The organism is Lentilactobacillus kefiri, from assembly GCF_007989105.1.
GTDB classification, from domain to species: domain Bacteria; phylum Bacillota; class Bacilli; order Lactobacillales; family Lactobacillaceae; genus Lentilactobacillus; species Lentilactobacillus kefiri.
This window is the reverse complement of sequence record NZ_BJVK01000005.1, coordinates 81,105-100,277: the sequence shown is the minus strand read 5'-3', so window position 1 is coordinate 100,277 and position 19,173 is coordinate 81,105. Positions and strand designations below refer to the sequence as shown.

The 19,173-nt window shown below is 41.1% G+C and carries 17 protein-coding genes, 1 tRNA gene and 1 pseudogene; 5 read left to right on the top strand and 14 right to left on the bottom strand.

Features of this window, described 5'->3' with window-relative positions; translation table 11 throughout:
* Positions 1 to 163: 163 nt before the first annotated feature.
* The gene (locus LKE01_RS03470; RefSeq protein WP_054769500.1) at positions 164 to 544 is read right to left on the bottom strand and encodes a CvfD/Ygs/GSP13 family RNA-binding post-transcriptional regulator; all 381 of its coding nucleotides are present in this window, start codon (positions 542 to 544) and stop codon (positions 164 to 166) included.
* Between the two features lie 156 nt (positions 545 to 700).
* On the opposite strand from LKE01_RS03470, the gene LKE01_RS03465 reads away from it, so the two are divergent.
* Both LKE01_RS03465 and LKE01_RS03460 read left to right on the top strand, forming a co-directional pair.
* Positions 701 to 1,345 (top strand): VTT domain-containing protein, encoded by a 645-nt coding sequence (locus LKE01_RS03465; RefSeq protein ID WP_056982213.1) that lies wholly within the window; start codon positions 701 to 703, stop codon positions 1,343 to 1,345.
* A gap of 48 nt (positions 1,346 to 1,393) precedes the next feature.
* Positions 1,394 to 1,481: transfer RNA gene (locus LKE01_RS03460), tRNA-Ser, on the top strand.
* A gap of 228 nt (positions 1,482 to 1,709) precedes the next feature.
* Here LKE01_RS03460 and LKE01_RS03455 read toward each other — a convergent pair.
* Genes LKE01_RS03455 through rnz form a run of 4 tightly spaced genes read right to left on the bottom strand, consistent with a single transcriptional unit; the run spans position 1,710 to position 5,967 of the window.
* The gene (locus LKE01_RS03455) at positions 1,710 to 2,228 is read right to left on the bottom strand and encodes an adenine phosphoribosyltransferase (RefSeq protein WP_054769501.1); all 519 of its coding nucleotides are present in this window, start codon (positions 2,226 to 2,228) and stop codon (positions 1,710 to 1,712) included.
* A 17-nt stretch (positions 2,229 to 2,245) separates the two neighbouring features.
* On the bottom strand, positions 2,246 to 4,576 hold the full coding sequence (gene recJ, locus LKE01_RS03450) for a single-stranded-DNA-specific exonuclease RecJ (protein WP_056982211.1): 2,331 nt from the start codon (positions 4,574 to 4,576) through the stop codon (positions 2,246 to 2,248).
* Positions 4,577 to 4,590: 14 nt separating this feature from the next.
* Positions 4,591 to 5,004: a lipopolysaccharide assembly protein LapA domain-containing protein gene (locus LKE01_RS03445; RefSeq protein WP_054769502.1), complete on the bottom strand. Its 414-nt coding sequence runs from the start codon at positions 5,002 to 5,004 to the stop codon at positions 4,591 to 4,593.
* 24 nt (positions 5,005 to 5,028) lie between these two features.
* Entirely contained in the window at positions 5,029 to 5,967 is a 939-nt protein-coding gene (gene rnz / locus LKE01_RS03440; RefSeq protein ID WP_179286782.1) for a ribonuclease Z, read from the bottom strand.
* Between the two features lie 122 nt (positions 5,968 to 6,089).
* Between rnz and LKE01_RS03435 the strand changes: the two genes are divergently transcribed.
* Together LKE01_RS03435 and LKE01_RS03430 are read left to right on the top strand one after the other, a co-directional pair.
* A complete protein-coding gene (locus LKE01_RS03435; protein ID WP_054769509.1) occupies positions 6,090 to 6,377 on the top strand; it encodes a hypothetical protein in 288 nt (95 codons plus the stop codon).
* Positions 6,378 to 6,388: 11 nt separating this feature from the next.
* Entirely contained in the window at positions 6,389 to 7,135 is a 747-nt protein-coding gene (locus LKE01_RS03430) for a hypothetical protein (RefSeq protein ID WP_054769504.1), read from the top strand.
* A 73-nt stretch (positions 7,136 to 7,208) separates the two neighbouring features.
* Here the strand turns inward: LKE01_RS03430 and LKE01_RS03425 are convergent, their stop codons facing one another.
* From LKE01_RS03425 to LKE01_RS03405, 5 genes and pseudogenes are all read right to left on the bottom strand, one after another.
* Positions 7,209 to 9,143, bottom strand: a complete 1,935-nt coding sequence (locus LKE01_RS03425; protein WP_056982209.1) for an acyltransferase family protein — start codon at positions 9,141 to 9,143, stop codon at positions 7,209 to 7,211.
* A gap of 37 nt (positions 9,144 to 9,180) precedes the next feature.
* On the bottom strand, positions 9,181 to 10,485 hold the full coding sequence (gene obgE / locus LKE01_RS03420) for a GTPase ObgE (protein WP_056982207.1): 1,305 nt from the start codon (positions 10,483 to 10,485) through the stop codon (positions 9,181 to 9,183).
* Positions 10,486 to 10,602: 117 nt separating this feature from the next.
* Complete coding sequence (gene uvrC, locus LKE01_RS03415) at positions 10,603 to 12,435, bottom strand: excinuclease ABC subunit UvrC (RefSeq protein WP_056982205.1); 1,833 nt, start codon at positions 12,433 to 12,435, stop codon at positions 10,603 to 10,605.
* A 245-nt stretch (positions 12,436 to 12,680) separates the two neighbouring features.
* Entirely contained in the window at positions 12,681 to 13,430 is a 750-nt protein-coding gene (locus tag LKE01_RS03410) for an amino acid ABC transporter ATP-binding protein (protein WP_056982203.1), read from the bottom strand.
* Positions 13,420 to 14,889 (bottom strand): annotated as a pseudogene (locus LKE01_RS03405) (ABC transporter substrate-binding protein/permease). Before LKE01_RS03405 ends, LKE01_RS03410 begins: the two are co-directional and overlap by 11 nt.
* 200 nt (positions 14,890 to 15,089) lie before the next feature.
* Between LKE01_RS03405 and LKE01_RS12030 the strand changes: the two are divergent.
* A complete protein-coding gene (locus LKE01_RS12030; protein WP_169790310.1) occupies positions 15,090 to 15,254 on the top strand; it encodes an SPJ_0845 family protein in 165 nt (54 codons plus the stop codon).
* A gap of 118 nt (positions 15,255 to 15,372) precedes the next feature.
* Here LKE01_RS12030 and argH read toward each other — a convergent pair whose 3' ends face one another.
* The 4 genes from argH to yihA all read right to left on the bottom strand — a co-directional run bounded on the left by argH (position 15,373) and on the right by yihA (position 19,135).
* Positions 15,373 to 16,755, bottom strand: a complete 1,383-nt coding sequence (gene argH / locus LKE01_RS03400) for an argininosuccinate lyase (RefSeq protein WP_056982202.1) — start codon at positions 16,753 to 16,755, stop codon at positions 15,373 to 15,375.
* Positions 16,756 to 18,051, bottom strand: a complete 1,296-nt coding sequence (locus LKE01_RS03395; protein WP_056982200.1) for an argininosuccinate synthase — start codon at positions 18,049 to 18,051, stop codon at positions 16,756 to 16,758.
* 188 nt (positions 18,052 to 18,239) lie between these two features.
* Positions 18,240 to 18,551, bottom strand: coding sequence for a nucleoside triphosphate pyrophosphohydrolase family protein (locus tag LKE01_RS03390; protein ID WP_056982198.1), 312 nt, complete (start codon positions 18,549 to 18,551; stop codon positions 18,240 to 18,242).
* Positions 18,548 to 19,135, bottom strand: a complete 588-nt coding sequence (yihA, locus tag LKE01_RS03385) for a ribosome biogenesis GTP-binding protein YihA/YsxC (RefSeq protein ID WP_054769506.1) — start codon at positions 19,133 to 19,135, stop codon at positions 18,548 to 18,550. The genes LKE01_RS03390 and yihA overlap by 4 nt, the downstream gene beginning before the upstream one ends.
* Positions 19,136 to 19,173: the final 38 nt, after the last annotated feature.

Here is a 19,173-nt window from a genome sequence, read left to right as displayed (position 1 = left end):
GCTTTTGACAACTATTTAATATTATCAGATATTCAACTTGAAATCAAGTGATTTTTTAACTCAATTTGTAAAATTGAAATTCACAAGCGAATCAAATGAATAATTGACAACGAAAAATATTATACCCAATTTATTGGTGTTAGGTCAAGGACTTTCTTAAAAACTAATCAAAAAAGTTTCGGGCATCACGCATCCATTGACTTCTAGCATCCGCCAGGCTCTTAAAGCCGATGTTTAATCGATAGTTTGTCCAATAATGAATATTCCTTGGGCGGAAGTTTTTCGGATGCTTAATAAGATCCAAATCAGGCTGATGGCTTCTCATTGATAAACTAATTTTTCCTGAGTACTCATCAATATCGATAATCAACGTAGAAACCGGCTGGCCAATCGTGAACATATTAAAAATGTTATCAACATACCCGGATTTACACTCCGAGATGTGAATCAGTCCCTGTGTATGCTCACCAATGTCTACGAAGGCACCATACGGCTGGATCCCGGTTACTGTCCCTGTAACCGTCATTCCTACTTTAAATTTCATCTATAATCATCCTATCCATAATCTGCTTTTATATTGTAACCTTGAAAATCTGTTTTCACAACAAAACTTATTTTTTGTTAAAGGACAGCTAATAAATCACGCGGGTCAGACATAATTTGTTAGAATCAATTATAAATTTTCGAAAGGAATGATTATTTGAGTACGCTTATCGATTTTATCCTGCATATTGACAGCCATCTCATAAATATCGTAAATACATTTGGAGACTCAACATACTTAATTCTATTTGCGGTTATCTTTATTGAGACAGGAGCGGTAATCTTTCCGTTCCTTCCAGGAGACTCACTCCTGTTTGCAGCTGCGGCACTATCAGCCAACGCTACATATGGGTTGAATATTGGTCTGTTTATCATCATATTTCTGGCGGCATCAATTGGCGGAGATTCCTTAAACTTCTTTTTTGGTAACAAGTTTGGAGAAATCATCCCTCGTCATCGTATTCTTGGAAAATTCATTAAGGAAAAAGATCTGAGTAAAGCCCGGGGCTTTTTCGATAAATATGGGGCAATGGCCATTTTCTTTGGCCGGTTCATCCCCATCATCCGGACTTTAATTCCATTTGTCTCAGCAACCAGTGACTTCCCTTACAAACGATTCATCAAATACAATTTGATTGCCTGCATCTCGTGGGTCGCAATTTGTTGTGGCGCCGGATATTACTTTGGCAATATTCCTGTCGTTAAAGACCACTTCTCAATGGTCATTATCGGAATTGTGGGGATTTCATTAATTCCAGCAATTGTCGGTTATTTAAAGACGCGTTTTGCCTCTTCCAAGTAGACAGTAATTTACTTTCATAATAACAATTGATATAATGAAATCTGTTGTGGTGAGTTGGCAGAGTGGTAATGCACCGGACTCGAAATCCGGCGAACCGGCTAATACCGGCGCGCAGGTTCAAATCCTGTACTCACCTTAATAGCAGCAGGCGTTTAAGCGTTCTGGAAGATAATTCCAGAGCGCTTTTATTATCTTTTTAAATTGTTACCTGCACGCACCAATCCAAATCAAATTCAGACTTTTGGTGACCCAAAGGACATTCGTGCAGCCACCCAATCGCAACCGACATATACAGATTTCAAACAACCAACAACATTAAAAAAGTTCGTAACCACTGACATTTCAGTGATCACGAACTTTTGTTTTAATATTTTAAAAGTGAGAAGAAATCATAGTCCTTGATTTTATCGCGACCTTTAAGATCGGACAATTCAATCAAGAACGCGGTTCCAACAACAATTCCGCCAAGCTTTTCAACTAACCGGATAGTGGCGTCAATCGTGCCACCAGTGGCTAATAAATCATCGGTAACCAATACCCTCTGACCAGGTTTAACAGCGTTGGTACGCAAGTATAATGACGATTTACCGTATTCCAAGCCATAGCTTTCCTCAATGGTCTCCCCTGGCAGCTTATTCTTCTTGCGGGCAGGTGAAAATCCAACCCCCAGCTTATAGGCAACCGGACAGCCGACAATAAATCCACGTGCTTCTGGGCCGACAATCATTTGAACGTTTCGTGCTTTGGCAAAATCAACAATTTTATCCGTAGCAGCTCGATAGACTTCACCATTTTCAAGCATTGGTGAGATATCTCTAAAGAGGATTCCGGGTTCCGGAAAGTCCGGATATGAAGCAATATATTTTGAAAAATCGATTGGCATATTCTTTCTCCCTTTCATCAAACGCCCAAACAGTCCTTGACGAAGCTGACTAATTCATGAGTATTTGAAACCAGCAGTTTCTTTTCAGCAGCCAGTTGTTCAGTCCGAAGATGATAACTTGGTGCTGTTTTCAGATCACGGGCAGCGTAATTTGGATTCAGATTGATAATTCTGTCCTGGATCGTGATGAAATCCAATTCAAGGAAAACCTGAACCATAAAAATAATTGTCCGTGCGGAAATGTGGAGATGCTCTGAAATTTGTTTTAACTGCGTCGCAATATTGATGTTTGAGTGTTCTTTAATGAACCTAAATAGTTTAGCATAAGAATGACGATCTGGCATCCCTATTTTGGATATAAGTTGCTTTTTGTACAAATAAAGGACAGTGGTCTTCGGTGATACCTTCGACAAAACTTGGACCAGATCATCAACGACATCAGGGCAGTCAACAATATATAATTGTTGATCTTTAACGGCTTCCTGCTCAATTTGGTTGTACATCACAACCTGCGACTGATCATTCACATAACGTCGCAACTGTTTCAAAACTTTTTCGTGGAAGAAAACGTAGATCCCCGAATCAGTAAACATTTGTTTGTGCAGTTCACGGGTTCGTTCGTCAACAACTGGTTGAGGCGTTTCTTTCAAATCATCAATCATGACTTGAAGAGTTGTTCGATTATTCCATGTATTTTCACCAATCTCACCGACAACCTGCAATTGAGACTGACCGTTTTGAATGTCAGAAGCGACGTCTCCTTTACCAAAAGCAATCGCCGTCAGTTGGCTGTCACCTTGCACCATGGAGAACTTCAAATGATCATTTGTCTTCCCCATTGTCTTCACATTGGCAAGATGATCAAACTGAAATTTAAAGATTGGCTTGGGATTATCCTGGCCAAAAGGCGCCAGTGTCTTAATTTTATCACACAGATCCGGGGTAACCTTCAATACAGGCAACGCTCCTGAAATTTCCAATTGTGGTTTGACGGATAAATCCAAATGCTGCTCTTCAGCCGCCTTTTCAAGTTGATCTTTAAGCACGTCGACCTTGTCTTGTTTGATGGTGAGTCCAACAGCAGAGTGGTGGCCACCAAAGCCAACCGTTTGGTCACGAATCGGATCAATTGCTTTGAATAAATCAAAACTGTCGACACTCCGGCCAGAACCTTTGACTTCATCACTATCGTCGGAACCAGTCATCACAATTGTCGGTCGCTGATATTTATCAACCAATCGGCTGGCAACAATTCCCAAAACACCTTGATGCCAATTGTTGCCAACGACGACCAACGTATGACGCTTGCTGATGTCCCCATTTTCCTCAACCTTTTGAACAGCGTCAGTGAAAAATTGATCGACAAGCGACTTGCGCAAATCATTTTGCTGATTGGCAAATTTGGCCAATTCGGAAGCCCGATCCTCATCAAAAGTAGATAAGAGTTCAACTCCGACCGTTGCATCTTTGATTCTGCCAAGTGAATTCAAACGCGGTGCAATGCCAAAACCGATATCTTCTTCGCTAAATTGAGCCAAATTAATACCGGCTTCTTTGATTAAAGCCAGCAAACCAGGCCGCTGACTATTTTGAATGGCTTGAACACCAAATTTAACAATTGCCCGATTTTCGTCGGTTAATGAAACAACGTCGGCAACCGTCCCAATTGAAGCGATATCAATTAAATCAGACGGCACTTCGTCCATTAATGCCTGGGCAATTTTAAATGCAACCCCGGCACCACAAAGATCACCAAATGGATACGCCTTACCTTCATCATCTTTAACTCTGGGATGGATGATGGCATACGCATCGGGAAGCTTCTCCGGCAATGAATGGTGGTCAGTAACGACCACATCACAGTGCAATGCATTGGCCGCGGCAATCGCGTCAAATCCGGCCACGCCATTATCAACCGTGACAATTAGCGAGGTCCCATTATTCACAATACTTTGAAACGCCTTCACATTGGGACCGTAGCCCTCCGTAAATCGGTTGGGAATATAGTAGTCAACATCGGCTCCAAGATCACTCAACGTCTCATACATAATCGTCGTACTGGTAATACCATCGGCATCATAGTCACCGTAAACGGTGATGTGCTCGCCTTTTTCAACAGCCTGTCGAATCCGGTCGATCCCCTTTTTCATGTCATGCATCAAAAACGGGTCGTGAAATGAGCTGACAGAAGGATTCATGAAACTCTCCGCACCTTCTGCAGTTGTAATATCCCGCTGTACCAATAATTTGGCAACAAACGGGTCAATATTTGCATCCTTTGACAATTTATCAACTACATCCTGGTTGGCTGGTTGGTCAAGTTGCCATTTAAACTTGGAATTGATCATTAAAACACTCTACCTTACTTTTCCGAAGATAATTTTTCGGTTAATTTCGCAATTTCATCTTCCAGATCACTGATTTGTTGATCACGGCTGCCAATTTCCTGTTTGCCGGTTGAGTTCTTCAGTCTGGTCTCCAAAGCTTTCAAGTTATCGTTGAGCTCATCAATTTGAGTATTCAACTGATTCTGCTTTTGTTGGCTTTCAGACTCCAACTGTTTGAACTGTCGGTTTTTCTTCACGTTTTGAGTGGATGAAAACAGGAAAATAACAAGTGCGCCAATCAATAAACTAATTAAAATTAACAACACCAATGGTACCTTCAAAGATGCAAAGCCAAAATTAACTTCAACAGATTCAAAATTCATTAACGCAAAAATTGCGATAATAATAATCAAAATAATACTGAGAATTGTGCTAATTTGTTTCTTCAAAGTGAATCCCCCCGGAAATACTTATTAGTTCTTTTCAAATGGTATATCAATGACATCAAAGTCCTTGACTACTTTTGTATTGGGGAATACGGTCTGAGCCTGCTTTTCGAGTTCATGAGCCATCTTGCCTGTATATCGGGCCGAAATGTGGTTCAATAAAAGCATCTTGGCACCGGCCTGCTTGGCAATTTGAGCCGCCTGCATATTAGTTGAGTGGAAATAGTTCCTTGCGAGCTTGTTTTCCCCTTTACCAAAGGTACTCTCATGAACCAACGCATCAGCATGATCAGCGAGCTTGACAGCGTTGGCAGTCTTTCGCGTGTCTCCGATAATCGTGACAATTCGACCAGGTTGAGAATGACCGATCATTTCTTTTCCATCAATGACCCGGCCATCTTCAAGCTTAACCGTTTGCCCCATTTTTAACTTTCCGTATACTGGTCCCGACGGAATGTGTAGTTCCGTCAGCTTATCAACCATCAATTCACCCGGGTGATCGTGTTCAACAACCCGATAGCCAAAGCTGGTAATTCGATGATCTAACGGTGCGGCATAGACAGTAAACTTCTTACCTTCAAAAATCTTTCCGTCAGTATCTTTCGGAAGCTCATGATACCTGATCTTGTAAGATAATCGACTTTCAGAGATCTTCAAACTGACATTGACATATTCTTTAATTCCCTGAGGTCCGTATATATCCAACGGTGTATTTCCACCTTGAAATGACCGGCTGCTCAATAAACCAGGCAGGCCAAAAATGTGATCACCGTGTAAATGGCTGATGAATATTTTTTCTATTTTTCGAGGCCGGATAGTTGAACGAAGAATTTGGTGCTGGGTTCCCTCGCCGACGTCAAACAACCACACTGAGTTGATTTCATCCAACAGTCGAAGTGCCAAACTTGAAACGTTTCGAAACTTGCCTGGAGACCCTGCCCCAGTTCCTAAAAATTCAATCTGCATTATTATCGTTTCCTTATTTTTTAAAATCGAATGACAAAGCCAGCCTTATGCTGACTCCTAAAATCACTTTTCAATTGTATCATAATTACGATAAAATAATAATTAGAAGGGAGGGGGTTATCATCAATTTGGATGAGTTTTTCCGTGCCAGCAGTACACTAAATCCGAAGTTAACAATTTTAATTGCCGAAGGGAAACACTTTCTGCCCGTCAATGAATTGTTAATTGATAAAGATTCCTTATTGTTGGGCAAAACATCTCCATCTCACGGTGGATTTGCTACAATAACCTTAGATCAGTTTATGACCCGAACCAGACAACTTTCTCTTAAAACCGATTTGAGAACCTTAAATGATCATCAATTGGTTTTTGGGTTTAGAATTGTTAATAAATCAATTGTATTTTATTAGGGGATAAAAACATGAAAGCAAAAGGATACTTAATAATCTTGTCTGCGTTCCTCGCAGTCGGTTTGGCAGGCTGCGGTGGCAACAAGGCAAATCAAGCAAACGAGAAAAAATCATTCAGTGCAAATATGGCTAACGATTCATCAAGTTCTTCGGCCGCTTCCAGTTCAAGTCAATCACTGGACAACTATCAGTACAAAGTGCCCAAGTCAGTCCAACACAATTCACACTACGTTAAAAATGGTGATCTGAGTAAAAAACATCAGTTTACATTTGACCGCTTCGGAACCCGTCAACAGCTTGCTGCCGTTTCAACTCAGCCTCTCGACATTCAATCCGGTAAATTAACCTACAAAGTTAATCAAGTTCGGATTATTAAAAATACTGCAAAAACACCTGAAGCTAAGGAAGCCGTCGAACAGGTTTTGAACCTGCAGACCATCCCTGACACCTACTACACATTTGTGCTGAACTATATCGTTACCAATCGTTATGACATTAAAATTGCTTTGAACGGCGTTGACTACGTTAAAACCAATCAGGGGCAGACACTGACAACTGCTGACCAGCTCACGGATTCATCAGCCGGCAACCGAATCAATTCCGGTAAAGCCGTCAGCTTCGCCATGACTGGCTACCTTCACGATTATGCAAGTCATCCGGCAACCAAGTTGGCCATTAAGTTTGGACCGGTTTATACAACCAATCAAAAGAAAGTTGCGGACGCACCGGATTCAACACTCACTGTTAATTTAAATTAGAAATAAAAAGAACTGAGACAAAATGATCATTTTGTCTCAGTTCTTTTTTGTATATTCAACAGTTGGAAAACTGTTATTTTTTATCGTAAAAATCACTAATTGATTTTGCAATCAAATGCGTGTAATGAACATTTCCTTTTGGATTTGGATGGACATTATCCTGCCAGAACCAGTCTCGCTGATTCAAACTGTATGCATGCCAATCAACAACATGGACATTCTTATGGCGTTTGGCGGCAGCTCGAATCGTCCGGTTAACTTCAGACTCCCAGTTTCTGGTTGGCACATGAGTGGTTACCCAGAAAATCTGGTGCTTAGGACCGATTGATTTAATAACCGAGTTAATCTGTGCAGATGTCATCGGAGAATTGGTTCCCAAATTAATTAAAATGTTGGGAGCAAGTTCGTTTTTCTTCTTCATCTGCGTCAACACTTGCCCTGCCTGCCATATCTGACGGCCAACTGCAGCTGAAACATAGGCGTTCTGGAATACGTGCTGAAGATCTCGACTGTTATCGGCCAAAATTGAATCTCCAATAGCCGTTAGTGGTTGTTGATAAACCATCAAATATTGACGTTTATTCAAACCATAGTGCTTGGCAATCTTGTACTGCTTAACAGTTAGCTTCTTCTTCAAAAGCTTCTTCATCCGCTTTTGATTTGCAGAAAGCTTGGAAGCCTTCTTTTGCTTGGCCAAGGCAGCTTTATTCTTCGCACTGGAAGCTTTTTCGTTTTGCGTAATGTTTTCCTGCAAAACATTTTTGGCATCCTTGGTTGGTGAAATGGCACTACCATAGACCGATACACCAATTAGGAACAGAGCTGGAACCAACCATAGCCGCTTCCAACCGTAAACTGAACTTGGTTGGAAAAATTCGTAAATTGAACGGCCAAGATTTGAATACTTGTAATGTCTTAATGGCGCTTCAATGTAACGGTATGACAGTTCACTGATAATCATGATCAAGGCAATCTCAATCGTTGCATGCATCAAAGGATGCGATGCGATATTTTGAACTTTGATTTCGTAAAAAATCATGACCGGGAACTGATAAAGATAGATTCCGTAACTTCTGGTACCAATCCAATGAAATACCGGGTTGGTCAGCCACCGGTTAATATCTGCACCTGGGTGGGCACAAGCGGCAATCAAGGTCGTTGAAGCAATTGCCATGATGAACATTCCGCCGCGATACGTAAAGGTATTTTGGCCGGAAAGTTGGAAGTAAAGGTAAGCAATAATGGCAATCGAAATAAGTCCGATTACGTTCAGTGTCCATCGAGAAGTGGTTGATACATGCTTCTTTAAGTGAGTTGATGGCCAAATCACAGCCAGTAAAGCACCAAAGACAATTGAGAACATCCGGGTATCAGTACCATAGTAAACCCGGTTCAAAGTAGCTGGGCCGGTGTATAGCAAGCCCATTAGGACCCCGGAGCCAATTGCCAAAACAAGTAAGATATTGGCAATTGTTCTTCGTTTGCGAATGATCAAAATCATTGCCGTTAAAATTAACGGCCAAATTAAATAATATTGTCCTTCAATGGACAGTGACCACAAGTGGGTAAACGGTGATTCCCCGTTGAACCGGTCAAAATAACTTTGACCGTGACCGACTTCCCACCAGTTGTAGACGTAAAGCATGTTGGTCGTAATAATCGATCGTAAATTGGTCAACAGCGACCGTTGAAAAAGTGTTATGTATGTGCCGGTTCCCACCAGCATAAACACCAGGGCAGGATACAGCCGTTTAATTCTTCGGGCATAAAAGCCCCAAAAATCAATTTTGCCGTTTTGCTCCCACTCCTGTAACAAGAGATCAGTAATCAAATAGCCGGATACTACAAAAAAGGTTGGCACTCCCAAGTACCCACCCTGCAGCTTATACGGCAACAGATGGTAAATGATAACACCAACTACCGCTAGTGCTCGAATACCATCAAAACCAGTTATATACCGGCTATGCTTAAGCCGTTTTACATGTTTTTTTGTTTGAACCTGTTGCATTGAAATATTCCCTGCCCTATATGAATTTGATTTTTAACTATTCAACATATGTGAATGAGAAGTCCAAGATAGTGACTGTATCGCCATCTTTAGCCCCAGCTTTTCGTAAGGCATCATCGATTCCCATACCATGCATTTGACGTGCAAATCTTAGCATACTTTGATCATGTTCGGTATTGGTCATCTTAAACAGACGTTCAATCTTGTCGCCTGTAATAACCCATGATTCATATTCTTTATCATATGAAATATGGAAGTCACTAGAGTCAGCTGGCTTGTAATCATATTGCTTGGTCGTATCCTGTGGCTTCTCCAAATCTGACAGCTTAGTTGTATCTAATAGGTCGGCTGTTTTGCGAATTAATTCGGTTAAACCGGTATGAGTGACTGAAGAAATTGGGAAAATCTCAGGAACATCTGTCTGACTATCTTGAGATTCATTCAAACGTTTTTTGAACTCCTGAAGATTATCTTCAGCATCAGGTAGGTCCATCTTGGTTGCCACAATGATTTGTGGCCGTTTCAAGATTCGTTCATCATACTGTTCCAATTCTTTATTGATTGCCAAATAATCATCGAATGGATCACGGCCTTCAATTCCGGACATGTCCACTAAATGAAGAATAACACGGGTTCGTTCAACGTGACGCAGGAATTGGAATCCCAATCCTACTCCATTCGAAGCTCCCTCAACTAATCCAGGTAAATCAGCGACAGCAAAATCACGCCCGTCATCCAATCTGACCATTCCAAGATTAGGAACCAACGTTGTGAAATGATAGCCGGCAATTTTCGGTTTGGCACTGGTAATGACCGACAAAAGTGTCGACTTCCCTGCTGAAGGGAACCCAACCAGTCCGACATCTGCCAAAACTTTCAATTCCAGGCTAAGGGAAATTTCCTCCCCTGGTTCACCATTTTCAGCAATTTCAGGTGCCGGGTTCGTTGGACTTGCAAAATGAATATTGCCACGGCCACCACGGCCGGCTTTTGCAACAACCAATTCTTGATCGGGTTTGGTTAAATCCCCGACGACGGCACCCGTTTCAGTGTTGGTTACCGTTGTTCCTTCTGGGACTGGGATAACCAAATCATCGGCACTACGACCGGTCATAGATTTGTTGGCACCATTGCCGCCATTTGCAGCTTTAAACTTTCGATGGTAACGGAAATCCATCAAGGTATTCATTCCTGAATCCACTTTAAAGATGACATTTCCGCCTCGGCCACCGTCACCTCCGGCAGGGCCTCCGTTTGGAACATATTTTTCGCGTCGGAAAGCAACCATACCGTTTCCGCCGTTTCCAGCCTTTACATTAATTTTTACTTGATCAACAAACATCTTATCACCATTTTAATTAATCCTAAGTCGTTAGTTACATGTTCAATACTCTAGCAGTATACCGAGTTTCGCACACCAGGTCAAAATAATCTTGAAAATGACCATGAAAATTGATCCCTAGTGGGTTAATTTTTTATCTTGATAATTAGTTACCTTACGTTCTTCATCAATCTTACTCAACGAGAACTTAATGGTTTGCGCTACAGTTTCCGAAATTCCAAGTTTGCGGAGATCGGCAATCGAAGCATTTGAAATTTTCCTCAATGATCCAAATTTTCGCAAAAGCTTGTTTCGGGTCTTAGGACCAACTCCAGCGATTGAATCCAAACGAGAACTCAAAGAATTCTTCGTATGAACTTTACGATGGTAGGTAATCGCAAATCTGTGAACTTCATCTTGAATTCGCTGCAGGAGGTAAAATCCCTGGCTTTTTGGATTCAGTTGAAGCGGTGTATCGTGATTACCAAATAATAAGTCGGCCGTTTGGTGATGGGTATTCTTGACCATGCCACCAACCGGAATGTCCAGTCCCAGTTCATTTACCAGAACATCTTTAACGGCGTTCATCTGAATAGTCCCGCCATCCATTAAAATCAGGTCGGGCATTTCAGCGTGTTCCTTGAGTAATCTGGTGTAGCGTCGACGAATGACTTCCTTTGTACTTGCAGCTTCATCGGCATGGTGGACGGTTCTCAATTTGTATTTCCGATATAAATTCTTATTAGGTTGGCCATCCACGAAAACAACCATTGCCGAAACCAGGTCGGCTCCTTGAATGTGTGAGTGGTCAAAAGCTTCGATCTTATGACCAGGGGCAATTCCCATGGCATCGGTTAATTCTTTCATTGCCCCGGTTGTCTTGCTCTCATCCAGCTCTAACAGCCTGAATTTCTCCTCTAAGACCATCTTGGCATTCTTACCTGCCATCTCCAGTAAGTCACGTTTCTGACCCCGCTGTGGCGTTCTAACGGGTACGTCTTCCACCACGTGACTAATCACATCAGTTGGCAGTGATTTGGGTACCAGAATTTCCTTTGGCAAGATTTGATTCTTCTGCTTGTAAAATTGAGAAATGAAACTGACCATTTCTTCTTCAGGATCGTCAATAATTGGAAATAATCGTTTTTCACGCTTCATTAATCGTGACTGACGAATGAAGAACACCTGAATAGATAACCAGCCTTTGTCCATATAATAATTAAAAATATCTCGAGGGGTGTTATCGTTTGAAATAATTTTCTGCTTTTCAACCGTGATTTCAATATATTTGATCAAATCACGAATTTCGGCTGCCCGCTCGTATTCCATCTTCGAGGCTGCCTTTTCCATTCTGGCAGTCAACATTTGTTTGGCATGGGCAACATTCCCATTCAGAAATGATTTAATCCGCTTAATCTGTTTGGCATATGCCTCTTCGGGAACCACTTTGAAGCAGGCACCCAGACACTGGCCCATGTGGTAATACAGGCAAGGTCGATTTTGAAATCCATTACAGCGTCTGAGCGGATATACCTTCTGTAAGAAGTTCACCGTCTCATCAGCTGCATAAACGTTTGGATAAGGGCCAAAATAAAAGCCGCCATCTTTAAGCAAGGTATTGACGATTTTAATTTGCGGGTCACGTTCATTAGTAATCTTAATGTATGGGTACCCGCCGTTCCCCTGTTTTAATTTGATGTTGAAATATGGCCGGTGTTTTTGAATTAACGTAATTTCCAGTAAAAATGCTTCTTTGTCGCTGGAAACCACGATGTATTCAAAATCGGCAATTTCGGAGACCAACCGGGCCGTTTTACCTTCATGACTGCTCTTAAAATATGAGCGAACCCGGTTCTTTAAGTTTTTGGCTTTTCCAACATAAATGATCTTACCGTTGATATTTTTCATCAGGTAACAACCAGGCATATCAGGCAATAAAGCCAACTTATGTTCGATATATTCATTCGCCAAAAAACTCACTCCTTTCATAATATTCAATTTAAAAGTATACATCGAATATATGTTTGGTTCAACTGATACGAACTGGGGATAAACGGTCTTCAACACTCACATTTACTCAATCAAACAAGCACATCGTTTTGCACCAACTATCCCAAAAAAGGAATCCTGCCAATGATTTTAAATACATCATCTGGGATTCCTTTTTTATTGTCATTGTTGATTCAAATTTGATTCACTCAAGATTAGTCAGTCGGTTAGACATTTTGAATGATTTTGCCAATGAAATCTTTTGCCCGTTCATTTTGAGGGTTGTCAAACAATTCACCAGGTTTGTTTCTTTCCAGAATATAGCCATCTGCCATAAACCAAACCTCATCGGCAACCTCTTTGGCAAAGCCCATTTCGTGGGTAACCACAACCATGGTCATTCCTTCTTTGGCAAGTTCGTTCATAACTTCCAGAACTTCACCAACCATTTCAGGATCCAACGCACTGGTTGGCTCATCAAATAACATGACTTCCGGGTTCATTGCCAAGGCTCTGGCAATGGCCACCCGTTGTTGTTGACCACCTGACAAGCTGCTTGGATAGGCATTGGCTTTTTCTTTGAGGCCAACTCTGTCCAATAAATGCATGGCAACTTTTTGAGCTTCGTCATCTTTCATATGTTTAACACGAATCGGTGCCAGCTTAAGGTTTTCAATCACCGTCATGTTCGGGAAGAGATTAAAGCTTTGAAAAACCATTCCCATTCGTTCACGCAGATTGATCAACTGCTTTTCATCAACATTGGTTAAGTCGGTTCCGTCAAATTTAACTTCACCGGATGTTGGCTTTTCCAATAAATTCAAGCAACGGAGAAAAGTACTTTTTCCGGCTCCGGATGGGCCAATCACACAGATAACCTCGCCGGATTTAACAGTCCCGTTGATATCCTTGAGAATTTCATTTTTACCAAACTTTTTACTTAAATGATTAACTTCGAGAACTTTTTTATCCTGCATGTTTCATCTTCCCTTCAAAGTGATTCAGAACACGTGTAAGTGCAAATGTCATGATAAAGTACAGCAGCATTGCGACAAAGATTGGCATGACACCACGATACGTATCCGCCCGAACGATGTTCAACTGATAGATCAAATCGGTAACTCCGATAATTGAAACAATGGAACTTTCCTTAATCAGTGAAATGAATTCGTTACCCAAAGCTGGCCAGATATTCTTGAATGCTTGCGGCAAAATAACGAATCGCATCAAATCACCTTTTGATAATCCAAGACTGGCGGCAGCTTCCGTTTGCCCTTTTGCAACGGAATTAATTCCGCCACGAATAATTTCAGCAACGTAGGCACCACTATTCAGCGACACGGAAATCATCCCTGAAATCAACGCTGGAATGTTCACCACCACACCGATTCCAAAGTAAACAAACAAGACTTGAACCATCAAAGGTGTTCCACGAATAAATTCGGTATAACTAATTGCAAGGCCACGAAGCCATTTTTGCTTGGAGAATCGCATCAATGCCAAGACAACCCCAATGATGACACCGAAGAAAGTTGAAACGATTGAAATCAGAACCGTGTATTCAACACCTTTGGCAAAGTACTTCCAGTAATGGAACATCGAAGTATTAACCGTGTTAACCTTCATATACTTTCCGGCATTTGCCAAATACTGTTCGGTTAGATTTTTCTTTTGAATTTGATCAATTGATTTATTAACGGCCGTTACCAAACTGTTCGAGCCCTTTTTGAAGGCAATAGCAACACCGGTTTCGTTTTTGTTTAAATCGTAGCCGGATGGAATCATCTTTAATCCGGAATCATTTTTAACATAAGCTTCGGCACTGGGCTTTTCAATTCCCAACGCATCAATTTTGTGGGTCTTCAATGCCAGTACCAAGTCGGTTGACTTATCCATCCCCTTAACAGTTGCATCGGGAATCTTCTTCTTTGCCAACCCATATTACAAGGTACCGGTCTGGGCACCAATCTTGGCACCACGCAAGTTCTTGACGCTCTTATACTTATTTGCGTCATTGGCATTAATCAGAAAACTTTGACCGCCGGTATAGTAAATCTTTGAAAAGTCAACGCTTTGTCGACGAGCCGCCGTTGGATTAATACCACCAATCGCCATGTCGGCTTTTCCAGTCTGAATCGCAACCAACAGTGAGTCAAAATTCATACTCTTAATCACAAGCTTAACGTGAAGATCTTTGGCAACCTTCTTGGCAACATCGATATCCATCCCAACAATATGATCCTTGCCCTTTTTATTCACTTGAAATTCGTATGGCGGATAATAAGGACTGGTAACCATAATCAGTTCACCACGTTGTTTAACTCTCTGCAGCGAATTATCAGCAGCAGAAGCATGACTCGTAGATACCACCGTTAAAGCAAGGATGGTCGTAATCATCATAATAACTTGGATAATAGCTTTAAAATTCTTCTTCATTACGTTCCCTCTTCCCAAAATTATAATAACCAATACGTTACACCAAAAACATAATTTATGCAATAAAAATCTAAAATAAGTTAGAATTATACATTATTCATGCAAATATTCATTGTGATTTAAGAAGTGGCCAATAAGTGTGACTTTTAAGGCAATCTTTGCTATAGTTATCTCGTAATAGAGTAAGGAGATGAATCAGAATGGCATTAAAGGTTAATCGCCAAAATGACATGGATGCGATCTTCGGCAAATTTGCTGAAATGGATCCTGAAGACAAGAAACGAGACAAGTTTTTAAAACACGATAAAAAAGATAAAGATAAAAAACGTAAGAACGAAGAACGACCAAAGAAAAAATGGTTTTAGTTCCAAGTGAAACCCGTACCCGATCATAAAATAAGCATATTTAAAAGGACTATGTCGAAATGACATAGTCCTTTTTTTGAATTTCATGAAAATATATATGCAGAAAAGCAGCGTGCCGCTACTCGCCTAATTCTTTCTTGGCATTCTTGATCTGTAAACGGACTTGATCAAAGCCGGTTCCACCCAAAGAATGACGACGTTCGACCGCAACCTCTGATTTGAGGTCATGATAGACATCCTCTTCGATTTTAGGTGAGGCAGCCTGTAGTTCCTCCAAGGACATGTCCTGAAGGTTCTGGTGGGTTTCTATGCCCTTTAAGACAAGCTTACCAACAATTCCGTGGGCCTGTCTGAATGGAATGCCCTTGGCAGCCAAATAATCAGCCAACTCGGTTGCGTTTGAAAAGTCGTTTTCAGTTGCATGCTTCATCCGTTCGACGTTCGGCTTGGCAGTCTTCAGCATCCCATTGAACACCTTTAAAGAAGGTAGGAGCGTCTTAACAGTGTCAAAAGTTCCCTCTTTGTCTTCCTGGAGGTCTTTATTGTAGGCCAGAGGCAATGACTTCATCGTTGAAAGCAGGCCAATCAAATGACCATAAACCCGACCCGATTTACCACGGATCAGCTCCGCCATATCAGGATTCTTTTTCTGCGGCATAATCGAACTACCGGTTGTATAAGCATCACTCAGTTCAAGGTACTTGAACTCATGGCTGACCCACATACTGATTTCTTCACAGAAACGTGACAAGTGCATCATCAGAATTGAACTGTTGCTCAAAAACTCCAGCGCAAAGTCACGATCCGAAACAGCATCCAAGGAGTTTGGATAGACTTGTCCAAATCCAAGTTCCTTGGCCGTATATTCACGGTCAATTGGGAAAGTGGTCCCTGCTAACGCAGCTGCGCCCAGAGGCAGAATATCCGTGTGCTTCATATTGAACTCAAAACGTTCTTTATCACGTTTCAACATCTGATAGTAGGCCATCAGGTAATGACCATATGAAATTGGCTGAGCATGCTGCAGATGGGTATATCCAGGCATGATGGTTTCAACATTCTTTTCTGCCATTTCAACCAAGGTCTTTTGCAGGGTGGTGATTTCGTCAATGACTTGAGGCAAACGATTTTTCAAGTACAAATGAAAATCAGTTGCCACTTGATCATTTCGGGAACGCGCAGTATGCAATTTCCCGGCAACCGGTCCGATCCGGTCAGTTAATAACGCTTCAATATTCATATGAATGTCTTCGTTTTCAACTGTAAAATGCAGCTTGCCGGCATGTAAATCTTTTCGCAGGTCGTTTAACCCGGCAACAATCTTATCAACATCATCCATCGGTAAAATTTTGGTATGCCCAAGCATTTTGACATGAGCCAGTGAGCCCTCGATATCTTCATCGGCCATTAATTGGTCAAATGAAATCGAAGCCCCAAACTGATCGACCCATTCTGCTGCTTGTTCCTGAAAACGACCACCCCATAATTTCTTAGTGCTCATTTATTTTTTAGCTCCCGTATGTGAAGAATTTTGTTCATGAACAGATACTTTATCTTTTAATTGAGACTTGGTAACGGCTTTAACAAATTGTGAGTTCTTGTTCTTAAGCGCAACTTGTTGATAAACCTGAGTAGGAAGTCCCCAAAGTTTGATGAAGCCTTTGGCAGCTTCTTGATCAAATGAATCTGAAGAAGTGTAGGTTGCCAAATCCTTATCGTAAAGTGAAGAATCTGATTTACGTCCGAGAACCATCACGTTTCCTTTGAATAATTGAAGCTTAATGACTCCATTCACAACTTCTTGTGACTTATCAATAAATGATTGGATGGCATCCATTAAAGGTGAGAACCACAATGCATTGTAAACCAGTTCGCTGAGTTGTTTTTCAACAGTTGGTTTGAAATGAGCCAAGTCACGTTCAAACGTTAAGTCTTCCAACTCTTTATGAGCTTTTAACAAGACAGTGGCAGCAGGTGCTTCGTAAACTTCACGAGACTTGATACCAACCAAACGGTTTTCAATATGATCAATTCGACCAACACCGTTTTTACCGGCAGTTTCATTTAATTCCTGAATAATTTCAGAAAACTTCATTTTCTTGCCGTTTAACTCAGTTGGAATTCCTTTTTCAAATGTGATTTCAACTTGAGTTGGAGTATCAGGAGTATTTTCAATTGGATTCGTAATTGCAAAAGCATCTTCAGGTGCACTTTGCCATGGATCTTCCAAAATTCCGGCTTCATTGGCACGGCCCCAAATGTTGGCGTCGATTGAGTATGGTGAGTCCAAATCAATTGGAATTGGAATGTTGTGGTCCTTGGCATATTCGATTTCTTGTTCACGTGACCAGTGCCAATCACGAACTGGGCTTAAAACTTCAAGCTGTGGGTCAAGACCATGGATGGCAACTTCGAAACGAACCTGATCATTTCCTTTACCAGTACAACCATGGGCCACGGCAACGGCATGTTCCTGATGGGCAACTTGAACAAGCGTCTTTGAAATTAATGGACGTGACAATGCTGAAATCAATGGGTATGAACCTTCATACATCGCATTGGCTTTTAATGCAACGGATGCGTAATTGTCGGCAAATTCATCAAGTCCATCAATGACATATGCCTTAATGGCACCAACATTCAATGCCTTTTGCTTGATGAAGTCCAAATCTTTTCCTTCACCAACATTAATACAGCAGGCAATCACATCGTAGCCCTTGTCATGCAGCCAAGGAATTGCAACTGAGGTATCCAAACCACCGGAATAAGCTAAAACAACTTTATTATTTTCTGACATATATATTCCCTCTCATCTTCTAAAAATTCAATGTATTGAGATTAACACCAATATTCATTTAATGCAACTGTTTTTATGTTTTATTCACTATTATCGAATTTATTATGTCGATTATACAGTTTTTGACGGCATTTTAGAAAAATCGGAATGAAAAAAGCAGCCAAAGATTACTCCGGCTGCTTCGAAATTTAAATATTAACTTGATTGACGCCACCATGTTGAGCAGGGTAACGTTTTTTAAGTCGCTTAATGTTATCACTGGCAACTTCGTCGAATGGAATATCGGCCCACTCTGAAATCTGAGACAGATACCAGAGAACATCGCCCATTTCCTTGACGAGTTGATCATGATCCAGTTGTTGACTTTGAAATGTATATTTACGAACCAAATCAGCAACTTTACCCGACTCACCTGTTAGGCCCAAAACACAATTAGTTAAAACCTGTTCATTGCCCATTAATGTCCGATTAGCTGCTTTTTGATAATCATCAAAATTCATCGTTTCATTCTCCCCTCAATCCAACGCCAAATTTCATTTTTACCCGTTTTGGTTAATGCGGAAAACAGGACCAACGGCTCATCTGAATCGAGTTGGAGAGTCTTTTTGATTAACGATTCCTGCTTATTCCATTTACCACCGGAAATTTTATCCATCTTGGTTGCCACAACCAGCATCGGAATATTGTAGTATTTCAGCCAATTATGCATTGAAATATCGTCATCTGTGGGTGCATGACGCCCGTCAACCAAGGTCACAACGCCTTTAAGCTGCTCACGCTTGGTTAAGTATGTTTCAATCATCCGGCCCCACTTTTCACGGCTGGCTTTTGAAGCTTTGGCATATCCATAACCTGGAACGTCAACAAAATAGAGTTTGTCTTCAATGTTATAAAAGTTGAGAGTCTGGGTCTTACCAGGCTGACTTGAAGTACGAGCAAATTTGTTCCGATTAATCAGGACGTTGGTCAATGAAGATTTACCCACATTTGACCGACCAACCAACGCTATTTCTGGAAATTGGGTATTTGGATATTGTTTTTCTGCGACAGCACTAATTGTAAGGTCGACATTGTGAACCTCCATGAAACCACTCCTTCAATGAATAAACTATTTAAATAAAA

Excerpts from the sequence above, each read along its gene's own strand:
- LKE01_RS03470 (WP_054769500.1), bottom strand. The coding sequence starts at position 544 with ATGAAATTTAAAGTAGGAATGACGGTTACAGGGACAGTAACCGGGATC.
- LKE01_RS03455 (WP_054769501.1), bottom strand. The coding sequence starts at position 2,228 with ATGCCAATCGATTTTTCAAAATATATTGCTTCATATCCGGACTTTCCG.
- recJ (WP_056982211.1), bottom strand. The coding sequence starts at position 4,576 with ATGATCAATTCCAAGTTTAAATGGCAACTTGACCAACCAGCCAACCAG.
- rnz (WP_179286782.1), bottom strand. The coding sequence starts at position 5,967 with ATGCAGATTGAATTTTTAGGAACTGGGGCAGGGTCTCCAGGCAAGTTT.
- LKE01_RS03430 (WP_054769504.1), top strand. The coding sequence starts at position 6,389 with ATGAAAGCAAAAGGATACTTAATAATCTTGTCTGCGTTCCTCGCAGTC.
- LKE01_RS03425 (WP_056982209.1), bottom strand. The coding sequence starts at position 9,143 with ATGCAACAGGTTCAAACAAAAAAACATGTAAAACGGCTTAAGCATAGC.
- obgE (WP_056982207.1), bottom strand. The coding sequence starts at position 10,485 with ATGTTTGTTGATCAAGTAAAAATTAATGTAAAGGCTGGAAACGGCGGA.
- LKE01_RS03410 (WP_056982203.1), bottom strand. The coding sequence starts at position 13,430 with ATGCAGGATAAAAAAGTTCTCGAAGTTAATCATTTAAGTAAAAAGTTT.
- LKE01_RS12030 (WP_169790310.1), top strand. The coding sequence starts at position 15,090 with ATGGCATTAAAGGTTAATCGCCAAAATGACATGGATGCGATCTTCGGC.
- argH (WP_056982202.1), bottom strand. The coding sequence starts at position 16,755 with ATGAGCACTAAGAAATTATGGGGTGGTCGTTTTCAGGAACAAGCAGCA.
- LKE01_RS03395 (WP_056982200.1), bottom strand. The coding sequence starts at position 18,051 with ATGTCAGAAAATAATAAAGTTGTTTTAGCTTATTCCGGTGGTTTGGAT.
- LKE01_RS03390 (WP_056982198.1), bottom strand. The coding sequence starts at position 18,551 with ATGAATTTTGATGATTATCAAAAAGCAGCTAATCGGACATTAATGGGC.
- yihA (WP_054769506.1), bottom strand. The coding sequence starts at position 19,135 with ATGGAGGTTCACAATGTCGACCTTACAATTAGTGCTGTCGCAGAAAAA.